General features: G+C 69.0%; 15 protein-coding genes. 8 read left to right on the top strand and 7 right to left on the bottom strand.

Translation table 11 applies throughout. The annotated features are described in order from the left end of the window. Positions 1-426: 426 nt before the first annotated feature. A complete protein-coding gene (locus LZD57_RS05675) occupies positions 427-1,926 on the bottom strand; it encodes a CoA-acylating methylmalonate-semialdehyde dehydrogenase (protein WP_233718368.1) in 1,500 nt (499 codons plus the stop codon). A gap of 157 nt (positions 1,927-2,083) precedes the next feature. Here LZD57_RS05675 and LZD57_RS05670 point away from each other — a divergent pair, with 157 nt between their 5' ends. Next, complete coding sequence (locus tag LZD57_RS05670) at positions 2,084-2,965, top strand: LysR family transcriptional regulator (protein WP_233718366.1); 882 nt, start codon at positions 2,084-2,086, stop codon at positions 2,963-2,965. 200 nt (positions 2,966-3,165) lie between these two features. Further along, positions 3,166-3,960 carry a GNAT family N-acetyltransferase gene (locus tag LZD57_RS05665; protein WP_233718364.1) on the top strand — a complete coding sequence of 265 codons (795 nt, stop codon included), beginning with the start codon at positions 3,166-3,168 and terminating at the stop codon, positions 3,958-3,960. A gap of 65 nt (positions 3,961-4,025) precedes the next feature. On the opposite strand, the gene LZD57_RS05660 is transcribed toward LZD57_RS05665, so the two are convergent. Further along, the gene (locus LZD57_RS05660) at positions 4,026-4,475 is read right to left on the bottom strand and encodes a PRC-barrel domain-containing protein (RefSeq protein WP_233718362.1); all 450 of its coding nucleotides are present in this window, start codon (positions 4,473-4,475) and stop codon (positions 4,026-4,028) included. Positions 4,476-4,740: 265 nt separating this feature from the next. Here LZD57_RS05660 and LZD57_RS05655 point away from each other — a divergent pair, with 265 nt between their 5' ends. Continuing rightward, positions 4,741-5,154 carry a universal stress protein gene (locus LZD57_RS05655; protein WP_233718360.1) on the top strand — a complete coding sequence of 138 codons (414 nt, stop codon included), beginning with the start codon at positions 4,741-4,743 and terminating at the stop codon, positions 5,152-5,154. Here the strand turns inward: LZD57_RS05655 and LZD57_RS05650 are convergent. Both LZD57_RS05650 and cobT read right to left on the bottom strand, forming a co-directional pair. Further along, positions 5,138-6,034 carry a 2-dehydropantoate 2-reductase gene (locus LZD57_RS05650; protein ID WP_233718359.1) on the bottom strand — a complete coding sequence of 299 codons (897 nt, stop codon included), beginning with the start codon at positions 6,032-6,034 and terminating at the stop codon, positions 5,138-5,140. The genes LZD57_RS05655 and LZD57_RS05650 overlap by 17 nt on opposite strands. 117 nt (positions 6,035-6,151) lie before the next feature. After that, positions 6,152-7,168, bottom strand: a complete 1,017-nt coding sequence (cobT, locus tag LZD57_RS05645; protein ID WP_233718358.1) for a nicotinate-nucleotide--dimethylbenzimidazole phosphoribosyltransferase — start codon at positions 7,166-7,168, stop codon at positions 6,152-6,154. A gap of 107 nt (positions 7,169-7,275) precedes the next feature. On the opposite strand from cobT, the gene LZD57_RS05640 reads away from it, so the two are divergent. The 5 genes from LZD57_RS05640 (at position 7,276) to LZD57_RS05620 (ending at position 11,492) form a co-directional block, all read left to right on the top strand. After that, the gene (locus tag LZD57_RS05640) at positions 7,276-8,142 is read left to right on the top strand and encodes an adenosylcobinamide-GDP ribazoletransferase (protein ID WP_233718356.1); all 867 of its coding nucleotides are present in this window, start codon (positions 7,276-7,278) and stop codon (positions 8,140-8,142) included. A gap of 100 nt (positions 8,143-8,242) precedes the next feature. After that, positions 8,243-8,659 (top strand): CopG family transcriptional regulator, encoded by a 417-nt coding sequence (locus tag LZD57_RS05635; RefSeq protein ID WP_233718354.1) that lies wholly within the window; start codon positions 8,243-8,245, stop codon positions 8,657-8,659. An 88-nt stretch (positions 8,660-8,747) separates the two neighbouring features. Then, positions 8,748-9,872, top strand: a complete 1,125-nt coding sequence (locus tag LZD57_RS05630; RefSeq protein WP_233718352.1) for an extracellular catalytic domain type 1 short-chain-length polyhydroxyalkanoate depolymerase — start codon at positions 8,748-8,750, stop codon at positions 9,870-9,872. 247 nt (positions 9,873-10,119) lie between these two features. Further along, positions 10,120-11,013: a class A beta-lactamase gene (gene bla / locus LZD57_RS05625; protein WP_233718350.1), complete on the top strand. Its 894-nt coding sequence runs from the start codon at positions 10,120-10,122 to the stop codon at positions 11,011-11,013. 155 nt (positions 11,014-11,168) lie between these two features. Next, positions 11,169-11,492, top strand: coding sequence for a YnfA family protein (locus LZD57_RS05620; RefSeq protein WP_233718348.1), 324 nt, complete (start codon positions 11,169-11,171; stop codon positions 11,490-11,492). A 31-nt stretch (positions 11,493-11,523) separates the two neighbouring features. Here LZD57_RS05620 and cbiB read toward each other — a convergent pair whose 3' ends face one another. Genes cbiB through LZD57_RS05605 form a run of 3 tightly spaced genes read right to left on the bottom strand, consistent with a single transcriptional unit; the run spans position 11,524 to position 14,914 of the window. Further along, entirely contained in the window at positions 11,524-12,552 is a 1,029-nt protein-coding gene (gene cbiB, locus LZD57_RS05615) for an adenosylcobinamide-phosphate synthase CbiB (RefSeq protein ID WP_233718346.1), read from the bottom strand. Further along, complete coding sequence (gene cobD / locus LZD57_RS05610) at positions 12,549-13,571, bottom strand: threonine-phosphate decarboxylase CobD (RefSeq protein WP_233718339.1); 1,023 nt, start codon at positions 13,569-13,571, stop codon at positions 12,549-12,551. Before cobD ends, cbiB begins: the two co-directional genes overlap by 4 nt. Next, entirely contained in the window at positions 13,568-14,914 is a 1,347-nt protein-coding gene (locus LZD57_RS05605) for a cobyrinic acid a,c-diamide synthase CobB (protein WP_233718630.1), read from the bottom strand. Before LZD57_RS05605 ends, cobD begins: the two co-directional genes overlap by 4 nt. Positions 14,915-14,972 lie beyond the last annotated feature (58 nt).

Below are 14,972 nucleotides of genomic sequence, written 5' to 3'. Positions count from 1 at the left end.
GTACCGGACTGGTATCGGCGGCCTCTCGTCCGTCGAGTGTTCATGTAAGACCCATCTCGCCGCTCGAAATGGTGCGATCATGAACGGTCCGTCGATGACGGAATCGGTCACGAATTCTTGTCGCTTTGTCGTCGGCGATCGGCAATCTGGACGGGCACGGCGCGACCCGGAACGGTTGAATGCAGTCCCGTCGAGTTGCTCGGAAAATTCAGGAGTCCGCCATTTCTTTCATGGTTTTCATTGGCTTATCGGATATTCCTTGACTGCGGTCGGTCAAGGGGAGGCGGGCCGTGACATGGCTGTCATGCAAAGAGGGGCGGCCTTGCGACCGCCCCTCCTTCTATTCTTGCACTTGCTTGTCCCGGCCATGTCCCTAAGGCGCAGGTTGGCCCGCGCGTTCAGGCCAATCCGATTGGCGAGGACCGCTCACTTCATCGTCGGGATCGAGAATTCCGCGCCGTCCTTGATGCCGGACGGCCAGCGGCTCGTGACGGTCTTCGTCCGCGTGTAGAAGCGGAAGCCGTCGGCGCCGTGCTGGTTGAGGTCGCCGAAGCCCGAGGCCTTCCAGCCGCCGAAGGTGTAATAGGACAGCGGCACCGGGATCGGCACGTTGACGCCCACCATGCCGATGTTGATGCGGCTGGCGAAGTCCCGCGCCGCGTCGCCGTCGCGGGTGAAGATCGCGACGCCGTTGCCGTATTCGTGGCTCATCGGCAGGTCGAGCGCTTCCTCGTAGTCCTTGGCCCGTGCGACGGAGAGGACCGGACCGAAGATCTCGGTCTTGTAGATGTCCATGTCCTTGGTGACGTTGTCGAACAGGCAGGCGCCGACGAAGAAGCCGTCCTCGTATCCCTGCATCTTGAAGTTCCGTCCGTCGACGACGAGCTTCGCCCCTTCCTCGACGCCGCGATCGACGAGGCCGAGCACGCGCTTCTGCGCCTCGCGGGTGACGAGCGGGCCGAAATCGACGTCGTTGCCGGCGGTCCATGGTCCGATCTTCAGGGCCTCGACCTTGGGAATCAGCTTCTCGATCAGCCGGTCCGCGGTCTCCTCGCCGACCGGAACCGCGACGGAGACGGCCATGCAGCGCTCGCCCGCCGCGCCGTAGCCGGCGCCGATGAGGGCGTCGACGGCCTTGTCCATGTCGGCGTCGGGCATGACGATCATGTGGTTCTTGGCGCCGCCGAAGGCCTGGACGCGCTTGCCGTTGGAACAGCCGCGGCCATAGATGTATTTGGCGATGGCCGTCGAGCCGACGAAGCCGACGGCCTCGATGTCCGGATCGTCGAGGATGGCGTCGACGGCGCCCTTGTCCCCGTTGACGACGTTGAGGATGCCGGCCGGCGCGCCAGCTTCGAGCATCAGTTCGGCGAGCATCATCGGCACGGACGGGTCGCGCTCCGACGGCTTCAGGATGAAGGCGTTGCCGGCGGCGATCGCCGGGCAGAACTTCCACATCGGGATCATCGCCGGAAAGTTGAACGGCGTGATGCCGGCGACGACGCCGAGCGGCTGGCGGATCGAATAGATGTCGATGCCGGGGCCGGCGCCTTCGGAGAACTCGCCCTTCATCATCTGCGGCGCGGCGATGCAGAACTCGGCGACCTCGAGGCCGCGCTGCACGTCGCCCTTGGCGTCCGGAAACGTCTTGCCGTGCTCCTTCGACAGCGCCTCGGCGAGCTTGTCCATGTCGCGGTTGAGCAGGTCGACGAACTTCATCATCACCCGCGCGCGGCGCTGCGGATTGGTCGCCGCCCAGGCCGGCTGCGCCGCCTTGGCGTTCTCGACGGCGGCGCGCAGCTCTTCGTTGCTGGCAAGCGCGACGGAGCCCTGCACCTCGCCCGTCGCCGGATTGAAGATCTCGGCGCTGCGGCCGCTCTTGCCGGCGACCCGCTCGCCGCCGATGAAATGACCGATCTCGTACATGGATGAGCCTCCCCTGATGTGACTGGCCCCGACATGGCGGCGGCCATTGTGACTGGATCAATTTTCCCGCACAATGGACGGCGCATAAAGCCTTTGCGGCGCCCATCCATTGTGCGAATTTTATAGCCCCATCGGAGCGGGGTCGGGTTTTCATCACATGAACTGGGACGACGTCCGCATCTTTCTATCCGTCGCCCGGGCGGGCCAGATCCTTTCCGCGGCGCGCCGGCTCGACCTCAACCACGCGACGGTCGGCCGGCGTCTGACGGCGCTGGAGGAGGCGATCGGCGCCAAACTCTTCGACCGCTCGCCCGGCGGCTGCGAATTGACCGAGGCAGGAAGGGTGTTTCGCGATCACGCCGAGGCGATGGAAACGGCGATGACCGCCGGCCGCGCTGAGGTCGGGGGAAGCGACGTCCAGCTTTCGGGAACGGTGCGGGTCGGGGCGCCGGACGGTTTCGGCACGGCGTTCCTCGCACCGCGGCTGTGGCGGCTCGCCGAGCGCCACGCCGATCTGACGGTGCAACTCGTCCCGGTGCCGCGCGCCTTCTCGCTGTCGCGGCGCGAGGCCGACATCGCCATCACCGTGGAGCGGCCCGCGGCGGGGCGGCTCGTCGCGTCGAAGCTCTGCGACTACCGGCTGGGCTTTTACGCCAGCCCCGGCTACCTCGCGGCCGCAGGCACGCCGCAGTCCCTCGCCGATCTCTTGCAGCACCGGCTGGTCGGCTCGGTGGAGGACCTCCTCTATTCGCCGCAACTCGCCTATCACGCCGATCTTCTCGATCGCTGGCCGTCGCGCTTCGAGGTGTCGAGCGCGATCGGCCAGACCGAAGCCGTCGCCGCCGGCGCGGGCATCGGCATCCTCCACGATTTCCTGGCGAGCCGCCGGCCGGACCTCACGCGCATCCTCCTGGATGCGACGATCCGGCGAAGCTACTGGCTGGTCTATCACGAAAGCGCTCGGGACGTCCGCCGGATCACGGTCACCGCCGAGTTCATCCGCGAACTCGTCGCGGACGAGCGGGGCTCGTTCGGGTGATCCTTTGGCAGGATCGGGCACGACGAAGCCGGAGCTTCGCAGGCTGCGACGGCGCGTCGGAGGGCACTTGCGACCGAAACGGAATAGGGTGAAAGTGCCTCACGAACGAACGTTCGCGATCGGTGGAAGGCGTCTCGCCGTCCGATCATCTTCGATGTCTTCTGGTCACGAAAAGGTCCCCTGCGTAGGAAGGTTCGGCAATGTCGGGCTATTTCGGTTCTGAGCAGCAACAGCAGTTGCAAAGGCAGGCCGAGGCAAATGCGGCTTTCGTGAGCGAAACCCCTGGCGCGTGCCAGACGGGTCGCACGATGGGTTGTGACGATCCCGATCAGTTCGGGTGGGAACGCCTCGCGGAATTTCTCGAACGCGACGGCATTTGTGGCTTCCGTCTCCTTTCGGCGACCAAGGCTGAGCAAGTTCGGTCGCGACTCGTCGGGAAGGACTATCGTTTCGATAGCTGGGACGTTTTCATCGCGGAGCGCGACGCTGCGCTTGCTGCTGCGGAGGAAGTCCTGGCTCGCGGACTGCCGGACGGATTGGTCGAACGGGAACGCCCGAGCGACCCCGAAAGCAATTATGTCAGGGAGATCCAGGCGCTGATGGGCGGGGCCGGCATCGTTCCCTTCTCTGGTTCGCTGCTCACGGGATCACTTGGCCCGGCGATCACCACGGTCATCGGCGACCAGAACGGAACGCTCGTGGCAGCCGCTCATTGCTACCTGCCCCACAATGCCCACAGCCCCTATCATCGCTTCGCCTGGGGCGGACTCGTCGCCGTGCTGGACTCGCAGCGAGGGCGGGGGCTGGGCAATTACGTGAATGCCAGGATGGTCGCGACTTCCTTTCGCGACCTCGGCGCAACCCACCTTTACGAACTCGTGTCTGCTGCCAACGTCCCCTCGCGCAAAATGGTCGCGACCTGCGGGCTCCGTCATGAACCAGAGCTGATATGTGGCGTAGTTGCTCCGAATGAGGGCGCTCGCTTCACCCGATAGCCGGTGCCGCCCGGTCGCGTCCGGCAGCGAGGGACAACCTCGAAGGCGGCTTGCACCTTCCCCGCTCAGCCGCCGAAGGCCGGCAGCTCCTCGATCTGCTCCTTGGTCAGCGCCGTCTTGACCCGTCCCATGTCGAGCGAGACGTCGTCGAGCATCAGGATGACCGTCTTCTCGCCGATGCCGAGGAAGCCGCCGACCTCCACGGTGATCGCCTTGGCGTTGCCGTTCGCATCCCCGAGGACGTCGTCCACTTCGCCGACGGTCTCGCCGTTCGGCCCGACCACGTCCATCTCCTCGACCTGATCGACCATCAGGTTGAGCTGCGCCACCGGAGCTTCGTCCTTCTCGATCGCCGCGAGAACGCCGCTGGCCGCCTGAGGGCTGACCTCGGCCGTGCCCGCGGCGGCCTGGCCGGAGGGCCCGGAATTTGCGGTGTTCGCATCCTGGGCGAGAGCCTGTCCGGCGGTCAGTGCCAGGATCGCGGCGGCGAGGGCGGTAGGAAGGAACGATTTCAAGCAAGGCTCCATGACTGGCAAGGTTGGTCGGCCCGATCGGGTCGATACGGTCGACGACCTCGGGCAAGGCCGGTCGCGCGGGACTTTCTCGACGACGGTCGTTCTGACGGAACCGCGATGGCCGGCCAAAGTTCCCCGGAAGAGGGCCGGCTCCGCCGCCGTCAATCGGACGCTGCCGAGCCGACGGCCGGGCCTGCCATCCCGGCCGGCGCTCGCCGGCGACCTCGAACACCGATCGAGACCGAACATCGGAAAGGTGTACGTCATGTATGAGAAAATTCTCGTTCCCGTCGATCTCAGCCACGTCAGGACGCTCGACAAGGCGCTGCAGACCGCTGCCGAACTCGCCAAGCTGTACGATAGCGAACTCGTCTATCTCGGAATCACCGCGTCGAGCCCTGGCTCCGTCGCCCACACGCCTGAGGAATTCGGCGAGAAGCTCCGGGCCTTCGCCGAGGAGCGCGCGCGAGAAGACGGGGTCGCTGCGAGGGCCGAGTTCAAGGTCGTGCCCGACCCGGCCCGGGATCTCGACCGCACGCTGCTGGCGGCGATCGAAAAGAGCGGCGCCGACCTCGTGGTGATGGCCTCGCATCGTCCCGGATTTCCGGAGCACTTCTTCGCCTCCCATGCCGGCAACGTCGCCGCGCATGCGAAAACGAGCGTCATGGTCGTTCGATAGGCGTCCGGTCGACCGCGGACAGGAGGGCGAGGATCGCCGCGTTCAACGGCGTCGGAACCTCGTGCCGCTCCCCGGCGCGGACGACGGCCCCGGTCAGGTAGTCCTGCTCGAGCGAACGCCCGGCCAGCCGGTCATAGAGCATGGAGGACCCGCTGTCCGGATTGGCGCGGGCATACTGCTCCAATATGCGCTCGTGCTCGTCGTCGCCGAACTTCGCCCCCGCCGCGCGGCCCACCGCCATCGCCTCCAGCAGAAGCCCCGTCGCCAGTTGGCGGATCGCCTGATCCCGAAACACCGCCATGCGGCGCAGCGTCAGCGCGGTGACCGGATTGGCGACGACGTTGGACAGGAGCTTGCGCCAGGCGGCGGTGAGAAACTCCGGGTCGATCTCGACGCTGAGCTTCGTTCCGGCGAACCATTCGGCGACACGTCGGCCGGCCGCATCGTCCGGCAGGACAAGCCGGCTGTTGTAATGATGGACGATCCGCCCCGGCGCGACCCGCTCGGCGGCGATGTAGACGATGGACGGGACGATCGTGCCGGACAGATGGAACGCCGCCACGCGCTCTTCGTGCTCGATGCCGTTCTGTGCCATGAGAACCAGCGTCTGCGGGCCGACGAGGGCTTCGAGCCAGATGCGGGCACTCTCTGTGTCCTGCGCCTTGGTGGCGACGATCACCAGATCGGCAGAGGCGTCACCGGGCAGATCGCCCGGTTCGGCGACGATGGTGGCCGCGACCTTGCGGGCCTCGCCATCGTCCTCCAGCGTCAGTTCGTCGAAGGGCGTGCGCACGCAGAGCGTCACGTCATGGCCAGCCTCGTCCAGCATCGCCGCCAGATAGCCGCCGATCGCCCCGGACCCGATCACCACAGCCTTCATCGTCTCACCCCGTCATGCACCGGCCACGCCTGCGCTTTGCACCGCGACATAATCGCCGAAGCCGGGATGGCGAGCCACCCGGAATGCGCGCGGTCGTCTCTGCCTCTCGAGCGGCCCTCAATCACCGTTCGAAACGGCGGCTTCGGCGAAGGTCGCCATGTCCCGATGGCAGCGGGCGGCGGCCTTGACGATGCCGGCGGCGAGCGCCGCGCCGGTCCCCTCTCCGAGCCGCATGCCGAGGGCGAGCAGCGGCACCTTGCCCATCGCCTCGAGCGCCTTCATGTGCCCCTGCTCGGCCGAGACGTGCCCGAACAGGCAGTGGTCGAGCGCCCGCGGGTCGAGCTTGTGGAGGATCGCGGCCGCGGCGGTGGCGACGAAGCCGTCGACGATCACCGGGACGTTCTGGTGCCTTGCCCCGAGGATCGCTCCGGCCATCGCGGCGATCTCGCGGCCGCCCAGCCGCCGCAGGACTTCGAGCGGATCGGAGAGATGCCCCTTGTGGAAGGCGAGCCCCCAATCAACGACGGCCGCCTTGCGTCCCAGAGCCTCGCCGGCCATGCCGGTTCCGGCGCCGGCCCAGTCGGCGCCCGTCCCGCCGAACAGCGCCGCGAAGATCGCCGCGGCGACGGTGGTGTTGCCGATGCCCATCTCGCCGATGCACAGCAGGTCGGGCTTGTCCATCAGCACTTCCATGCCGAAGGCCATGGTCGCGGCGCAGGTCCGCTCGTCCATGGCGGCGTCTTCGGTGAAGTCCTCGGTGGGAATTTCCAGCGCCAGATCGTAGACCTTGAGAGACAGATCGTAGGCCGCGCAGATCTGGTTGATCGCCGCCCCGCCGGCCGCGAAATTCGCCACCATCTGTGCCGTCACCTCGGGTGGAAAGGCCGAAACGCCCTTTCTGGTCACGCCGTGATTGCCGGCAAAGACGGCGACCAGCGGCCGGTCGACATGGGGTGCCCCGCCCTGCCAGGCGGCCAGCCACTGCGCGAGTTCCTCGAGCCGGCCGAGCGAGCCGGCGGGCTTGGTCAGCTCCTCCTCCCGGTGCCGCGCCGCATGGACGGCGGCACCGTCGGGTCCGGGCATGCTCCGGACGAGATCGCGAATGTCATCGAAGGGAAGGCCGGTGGTGGACATCGCATGCTCCTTGGTGTTCAGCCGGGGCCGACGGACGGCCGTCCATATCGCCGATCGCCCGTCCGGAAAAGCGAAGCCGGGCAAAAGCTCGGGAACGGGGGACGCAGTTGCATCAGCCGAAGGCACTCATCGAGGCGACGCTCAGGGCCACCGCCTTTCTGACGCGGCTTAGCATTTCCAACCGGGTCTTCGAGAGCCTTGGCGGTCCTGCAGAAGCCCAATCCCCCGAAAATGCGGCGACCGGGGAGCCCGGGAGCGGCAGGCCGGCCACGCAGAGAGCCCGGCGCTACCAACTCGGCGACGATGCCCACGCCTTTCCGCTGGTCGGCCTCGTCGCCGCAGCGCCTGCCGCCATTCTCCTGCTCGTCCTTCCCGCCCTCGGCCTGTCGCCGCTCGTCTGCGGCTTCGTCGCGGTCGCCGCCCTCGTCGCGACGACCGGGGCCCTGCACGAGGACGGGCTCGCCGACGTCGCCGACGGGCTGTTCGGCCACCAGCCGAGAGAAAAAGCGCTCGAGATCATGCACGACAGCCGCGTCGGCACCTATGGCGCGGTCGCCCTGGTCCTGTCGCTCGGCCTGCGCGCGGCGCTCCTCGCCGAACTTTGCGCCACCCGTCCGCTGCTCGCGGCGGCTGCCATCCTGGCGACCGCCAGCGCGAGCCGCGGGGCGATGGCGGCGTTCTGGGCGCTCACCCCGCCGGCGACGGGCACCGGCCTTGCCGCCCGCGCCGGGAGGCCGTCGCGGCCAAAGGGCGAGGCGTCGCTCCTGATCGGAGGGGTCATCGCGCTCTGCCTCGGTCTGCCGCTGGCCGGCCTCCTGCCGACGCTCGCCGCCGCGGCCCTTGCCGCCGTCGGCCTCGTTCTCTTACGCCGCTTCGTCCTTCGCCGGATCGGCGGCCAGACCGGCGACTGCCTCGGCGCCGCCCAGCAGCTTTGCGAGATGGCCCTTCTTCTCGGCGTCTCTCTAGGCAGCTGACGACCGGCAACCAAACGAAGCGCCGTCGCATTTTGCACGGCGTATCTCTTGTGCAATGCAGCATCGACATCCATATACCATCCACACGGATGGTCGGGAGATGGCGATGCCGCAGGAACCGAAACACAGGATCGCCGACAGCGAGAAGATCACCATCAATCTCGGTCCTGTCGATCTCGGCCAGATCGATCTCCTGGTGCAGGAAGGGTTTTACGCCAATCGCACCGATTTCATTCGCACCGCCATCCGCAACCAGCTGACGCGGCACGAGGACGCCATGCGCAAGACCGTCGAGCGCCGCGCCATCGAACTCGGCGTAAGGCGCTACAGCCGCGCCGATCTCGAAACCGCCAAGGCCGCGGGGACACGCCTCGCCATCCAGGTGCTCGGCCTCGCCGTGATCGCCGAGGACGTCCCGCCGGAGCTTGCCGCCGAGACCATCGCCTCGCTGGAAATCCTCGGCGCGCTGCAGGCATCGCCCCCCGTCAAGGCCGCGCTGAGGGATCGCATCCGCTGACCCTCGCCCGGCCCCGTTTCGTCACCCGCGAAGAGGCGACCTCGATCCGACGTCGGGGCTGCGTTCTTCCCACCATCGGACCATCGTCATGAACGCTTTCCCGAACGTCGACATGCAGGAAGTGACCCGGCTGACCCGCAAGGGCCGGCTGAAGGAGGCGATGCAGCTGCTGCGGGGCGAACCGAAAGATCAGACGCTAGGTCGGGAAACGGCGGCAGGTCGAACCCCGGCCGAGCCGGTGAGATCGAACACTGCGAAAGCCGTCTCCCGCTCCCCGTCGAGCCAGGACCTCTTGTCCGGCGTCCTCGGCAAGACCCTGCCGGAGCTCGCCGGCCTCAGCGGCCTCGCACCGTCCGCCACGCCCCTCCCGATGCCGGAAGGCGCCCGCTTCGAGACGCGCTCGCATCGCGGGCCGGCGGGCAGCCGCGACTACAAGCTCTACGTTCCCGCCCGCCACGACGGTTCGCCCGCGCCGCTCGTCGTCATGCTGCACGGCTGCACCCAGTCGCCGGACGATTTCGCCGCCGGCACAAGGATGAACGAGCTTGCCGAGGAGGTCGGCTTTCTCGTCGCCTATCCCGAACAGACCCAGCGCGCCAACGCGCAACGATGCTGGAACTGGTTCGAGGCGCGCGACCAGCGGCGCGAGGGCGGCGAGCCGGCGCTGATCGCCGGGATCACCCGCGACGTCGTCGCCGAACATGGCGTCGATCCGAAGCGCGTCTTCGTCGCGGGCCTGTCGGCCGGCGGCGCCGCAGCGGCGATCATGGGCCAGCGCTATCCGGACCTCTTCGCCGCCGTCGGCGTGCATTCCGGCCTTGCCTGCGGCGCCGCCCGCGACATGGGCTCGGCCTTCGCGGCGATGCGCGGCGGCGGCCCGGTCGAGGCCGGCGACACGGTCGTCCCGACGATCGTCTTCCACGGCGACCGCGACACCACCGTCGCGCCGGTCAATGGCGACGGCGTGATCGAGCAGGCTCGGGCCGGCGCCGCCGCGACGGCGGTGACGAGCCAGGGCGTCTCGCCCGGCGGCATCGCCTACAGCCGGACGGTCCATCGCGAGCCGGACGGCCGCGAGCGGCTGGAAAGCTGGCGCATTCACGGCGCCGGCCATGCCTGGTCGGGCGGCAGCGCAAGGGGCACCTTCACCCTGCCCGCAGGTCCCGACGCCAGCCGCGAGATGCTGCGGTTCTTCCTCGCAGTGGTGGGTTGAGCGGCGTCGGAGGAAACGGACGGAGACAGTGTGGGGCACTTTGAAGCGGACGGACGAAAGCCCGTCCTGGCCGGAGCGTTCCCGCGATGGTCGCCAGCCGCTGGCCTCGGCAAGCGCCTCGACGATCCCTTAAGATTACGTATCGAATGCGCGGCATTTCCACGTGATAGAAATCGCCTTGCTAGCGATCCATCCCGCTGCCATGGACACCGGACGTCTCCGTCCGATCATCGTCAGAGTGACATCCATGTTTGCGTCCATCCTGCGCCCAAGGCTCCTGCCGGCCGTCGGCGCTCTCCTCGCACTTTTCGCCGTCCCTCCCGCCCATGCCCAATCGGGCCAGGAGAACGATCTCGTTTCCGCCGCGATCGCAAAAGCCGAAAACGAGCTCGGCGCCCGTGTCGGCGCGATGATCGTCGACACCCGGTCCGGCAAGACATGGTCGGTGCGGGCGAAGGAGCGGTTCCCGCTCAACAGCACGTTCAAGGCCTTCGCCTGTGCCGCCGTCCTCGGGCGGGTCGATGCGGGCGAGGCTTCGCTCGACCAGCCGATCACCTTCGACGCCGACGATCTCGTCACCTATTCGCCCGTCACCGAGACCCGTGTCGAGACCGGCATCACGCTCGGCGAGGTCTGCGACGCCGCCATGACGATGAGCGACAACACCGCCGGCAATCTGGTCATCGAAAGTCTCGGCGGGCCGGAGGGCGTCACCCGCTTCATGCGCCGGATCGGCGACGAGGAGACGCGCCTCGACCGGACCGAGCCGACGCTGAACGAGGCGACGCCCGGCGATCCCCGCGACACGACGACCCCGGAAGCGGCCGCGAGGAGTCTCGAGACGCTGGTCCTGGGCGATGCCCTCTCGCCGCAGTCGCGCAGGCAATTGGAAGCCTGGCTGGTCGGCAACGAGGTCGGCGGCCCGCTGCTGCGGGCGGGGTTCCCGAAGGACTGGAAGATCGCCGACAGGACCGGCGCCGGCGGACACGGCTCGCGCTCGATCGTCGCCATCGCCTGGCCGCCCGAGCGCCAGCCGATCGTCGCGGCGATCTATCTGACCGGGACGGACGCATCGATGGAGGCGCGCAGCGCCGCGATCGCCGACATCGGCAAGGCGATCGCCGCCTCGCTGCCACGCTGAGGCCCGCCGGCGGCGCCGACGAAGCGGCCCACGGCGTCCTTCCGGAACGGGGCCGTGGATTTGGCGACGGGATCGTCGCGGGTGGCGGAACAGCCGCCGCCCAGAACCGGAATGCCGGCATTGCGCGCCTGCCCGTCCGGTGCCACACGAACCCGATGACCGCTTTCGCCTACATCGCAGCCGCGATCGCCGAAATCGCCGGGTGCTTCGGCTTCTGGGCCTGGCTGCGCCTCGGCCGATCGGTGCTCTGGCTGGCGCCGGCAATCGCCTCGCTCTGCCTGTTCGCCGCGCTCCTGTCGCTCGCGCCGGTGGAACAGGCCGGCCGCGCCTTCGCCGCCTATGGCGGGGTCTACATCGTCGCCTCGCTGGCCTGGCTGTGGCTCGTCGAAGGCGCCCGCCCGGATCGCTGGGACCTTGCCGGCGGCGCGATCTGCCTCGTCGGCGCCGCCGTCATCCTGTGGGGGCCGCGAAGCGGCTGAAGCGGGGGCCGCCGTCCCCGCCGATGCAGCGCTATGCCGCCAGACCTGCCAGCAGCGCTGCGGCGATCGCCGCCAGCAAGATCCCCATCGCCCGCTCGAACAGCGAGATCGCGCGAGTGAGATCGTCGAGATTGGCGGCGCGGCGACCCTCCGGGTTCAGCTGCGGCGCGTCGACGATGAGGTCGCGGTAGCGGCGCGGGCCGCCGAGGGAGAGGCCGAGCGCCGCCGCCATCGCCGTTTCCGGCCAGCCGGCATTGGGCGAGCGGTGCAGCTTCGCGTCGCGCCTTGTGATCGCCATCACCTGCGAGAAGCCGCCGCGCTGCGACGACGCCGGGTCGGCATCACCCGCCTCCCCACGTCTTCGCCCCCACCGGCTCAGTCCGGCCGCCGCGGCGAGCGAGAGTGCCGTCGCCCGGGCGGGTAGGAAATTCAGCCAGTCGTCGAGCCGGGCCGAGGCGAAGCCGAAGTCGCGATAACGCTCGTCCATGTGGCCGATCATCGAATCGGCGGTGTTGACGACCTTGTAGGCGAGAAGCCCCGGCAGGCCGAGAAGGAGATACCAGAAGGCCGGCGCGACGACGCCGTCGGAGGCGTTTTCGGCGAGGCTCTCGATCGCCGCCCGCAGGATCCCCGGCCGATCGAGATGGGCCGGGTCGCGGCCGACGATGAGGGCGACCGCCCGCCGTCCTTCCACAAGACCACCCGTGCGAAGTGCGGCCCCGACGGCGCGAACGTGATCGACGAGGCTCTTGTGGGCGAGGAAGATCGCCACGATCGCCGCCTCGACGATCATGCCGAGGAATCCGAAGGCCTCGCACAGCGCCGACACGAAGCCGCCGAGGATCAGCGCGGCGAGCAGCAGCAGGCCGAGGGCGAAGAAGCCGGCGCGCCGCCGGGTCTCGCCGGTGAAATCCGGCCGGTTGAGGCGCTTGTCGAGCGCATCGATCGCCTCGCCGATCACCGCGACCGGGTGCTTGACGGACCGCCACAGCCAGGGCGGATCGCCGACCAGCCGGTCGAGCAGCAGGGCGGCGAGGAGGATGGCGAGGCGGGCGATCACGGATGTCTCTCCCGCGCGGCCTCGGCCAGCGCGCCGGCGAGCCTTGCGGCCTCGCCATCGTCCTTCGGATTGCCGAAGCGCAGCCAGTCGGTACGGTAGGCGAACGGCCGGGTGAGGATCCGACGCCGGCAGAGCGCTGTGAAGAGATCGCCGGCCCCCGGCGTCTCGACGGTGGCAAACAGCGGCGTTACCCCGACGAGCGGCAAGCCCGCCGCGGCCAGCACCGTGTCGCGACGCCGCGCTTGGACCAGCACCTCCGCCGCGATCCGCTTCCGCGCCGTTTCGCTCGACAGCACCGCCGCACCGAGGGCGAGCGCCGGGCCGCTGACTGCCCAGGGACCGAGCCGCTGTCGCAGGCCCTCGGCAAGCGTCGCGGTGGTCAGCGCGAAGCCCAGCCGGACGCCGGCGAGCCCGTAGAACTTGCCAAAGGAGCGGTGGACGAGCAGCCCCGGCTCGCCCGCCATGTCGGCGATGGTCAGGCCGGGCGTCGCGTCGGCGAAGGCCTCGTCGACGACCAGCAGCCCGCCGCGCCGCCGCATTTCGCCGAGGAGTTCGACGAGCGCCTCGCGCCCCGCTCGCCGCCCGTCGGGATTGTTCGGATTGACGGCGACCATGACCTTTGCGCCGTCGGGCAGGTCCGCAATCGTCCCTATTCCGGTCACGCGGTGGCCCGCCGCCTCGAAGCTCGCGCGATGTTCGCCATAGGTCGGCTCGACGATCGCGACCTCGGCCTGCGGCAGGAGGAAGGGCAGAAGCGAGATCAGCGCCTGGCTGCCCGGCGCCGCGACGATGCCGGCGGTCTCCGGCACGCCATAGGCGCCGCGCGCCGCCGCGATGCATCGCGCCTGAAGCCCGGCTTCGGGAAGCCTCGCCCAGATGTCCGGGTGAAGATCGGGCAGCGCGACCGGCGCCGGGTTGATGCCCGTCGACAGGTCGAGCCAGTCGGCCCGGCTGCCGCCGAAGCGGGCGACGGCGGCGTCGAGGCCGCCGCCATGGACATAGGCGCCGTCTTGCGTCATCGCCGGTCGATCACGTGGCAGAAGGAACCCATGACGCGGCCGACGGCGAGCCCCGTGCGGCCGAGATCGGCGCCTGCCGCGTCGCGGACGGCAAACAGCGGCGAGCCCCGATCGCTCCCTTCGCAGACGGTCGTCGCATAGTGGAATTCATGGCCCATCAGTTCCCCTTCGCCGAAGGGCGATCCGCCGATCGGCGTCATGCGGCGATAGCCGAGATGCCGCCGCCTTTCGGCAAAGCTCGTTTCGAGCGGCAGGAGCCCGAGCATTTCGTGCCGCACGCCCTCGGCATCCACCAGCCCCTCGCCGAGAACCATGTAGCCCCCGCACTCGCCATAGATCAGCGCGCCGCGGCCTGCCGCATGCGTCACGCCGGCGCGAAACTTCCCCGCGGCAGCCAGCCGTCCAGCGTGAAGCTCGGGATAGCCGCCCGGCAGGAACACGGCGTCGCAACCCTCCGCCGGCGCCTCATCGGCGAGAGGGGAGAAGAAGGAAAGCGTCGCCCCCGCCTCGCGCCAGCCCGCAAGCACGTGCGGATAGGCGAAGGCGAAGGCCTCGTCGCGGGCGATCGCGATCTGCTGCCCGAGCGGCGGCAGGGAAGTCGCGCCGGACGGCTCGCCCGGCGTTTCACGGGAAGCATCGGCTCCGACCGCGCCGCCGCTCCCTGCGCGATCCGGTTTTGCCAGGTCTGCCAGGGCGTCGAGATGGGCGTTCTCGGCCATCCATGCCGCCGCCCGGTCGAGGAATGTCGCAAGGTCGCCGTGTTCGCCGGCCTGGACGAGGCCGAGATGGCGCTCGGGGAGACCCAGATCGTCCCGGCGCGGCAGGGCGGCGAGGACGGGAATGCCGAGCGGGCGAAGCGCGTCCGTCAGCATGGCGCGATGCCGATCCGAACCGACGCGGTTCAGGACGACGCCGGAGATCGTCGTGTCGGCGCGGAACCGGTGAAAGCCCGAGACCAGCGCCGCAACCGAATGGGACTGGCGGGCGCAATCGACGACGAGAACGACGTTCGCGCCGATCGCAGCCGCAAGATCGGCGGCCGAGCCGGTCCCGTCGACGGCCCCGTCGAAGAGCCCCATCATCGCTTCGGCGACGAAGAGGTCGGCCCCGCTCTGCTGCCGCTGCGCGAGCTTCGCGATCAGAGCGGGCCGCATGGCGAAGGGATCGAGATTGACGCATTCGCGCCCGCTCGCCGCGGCGTGGAACGCCGGGTCGATATAGTCCGGCCCCGCCTTGGCCGAGGCGACCCCGTGCCCGGCCGCCCGCAGCGCGGCGATCAGCGCCAGCGTCACGGTCGTCTTGCCGGCCCCGGAAGAGGGCGCTGCGATCATCAGCCCGGCCAAGCGTTTCTCCGTCACGCGGCCCGTCCAAAGCGGGCGATCCTCAAAGACGCGCCGAAGC

It is taken from the genome of Jiella avicenniae, assembly GCF_021390325.1.
Taxonomy (GTDB): domain Bacteria; phylum Pseudomonadota; class Alphaproteobacteria; order Rhizobiales; family Rhizobiaceae; genus Jiella; species Jiella avicenniae.
Note: the sequence above shows the minus strand (reverse complement) of the source record. Positions and strands in the feature narration are given on the sequence as shown.

Coding starts and splice junctions, on each gene's coding strand:
- bla (WP_233718350.1), top strand. CDS start 10,120: ATGTTTGCGTCCATCCTGCGCCCAAGGCTCCTGCCGGCCGTCGGCGCT.
- LZD57_RS05630 (WP_233718352.1), top strand. CDS start 8,748: ATGAACGCTTTCCCGAACGTCGACATGCAGGAAGTGACCCGGCTGACC.
- cobD (WP_233718339.1), bottom strand. CDS start 13,571: ATGACGCAAGACGGCGCCTATGTCCATGGCGGCGGCCTCGACGCCGCC.
- LZD57_RS05665 (WP_233718364.1), top strand. CDS start 3,166: ATGTCGGGCTATTTCGGTTCTGAGCAGCAACAGCAGTTGCAAAGGCAG.
- LZD57_RS05635 (WP_233718354.1), top strand. CDS start 8,243: ATGGCGATGCCGCAGGAACCGAAACACAGGATCGCCGACAGCGAGAAG.
- LZD57_RS05650 (WP_233718359.1), bottom strand. CDS start 6,034: ATGAAGGCTGTGGTGATCGGGTCCGGGGCGATCGGCGGCTATCTGGCG.
- LZD57_RS05670 (WP_233718366.1), top strand. CDS start 2,084: ATGAACTGGGACGACGTCCGCATCTTTCTATCCGTCGCCCGGGCGGGC.
- cobT (WP_233718358.1), bottom strand. CDS start 7,168: ATGTCCACCACCGGCCTTCCCTTCGATGACATTCGCGATCTCGTCCGG.
- LZD57_RS05675 (WP_233718368.1), bottom strand. CDS start 1,926: ATGTACGAGATCGGTCATTTCATCGGCGGCGAGCGGGTCGCCGGCAAG.
- LZD57_RS05655 (WP_233718360.1), top strand. CDS start 4,741: ATGTATGAGAAAATTCTCGTTCCCGTCGATCTCAGCCACGTCAGGACG.
- LZD57_RS05620 (WP_233718348.1), top strand. CDS start 11,169: ATGACCGCTTTCGCCTACATCGCAGCCGCGATCGCCGAAATCGCCGGG.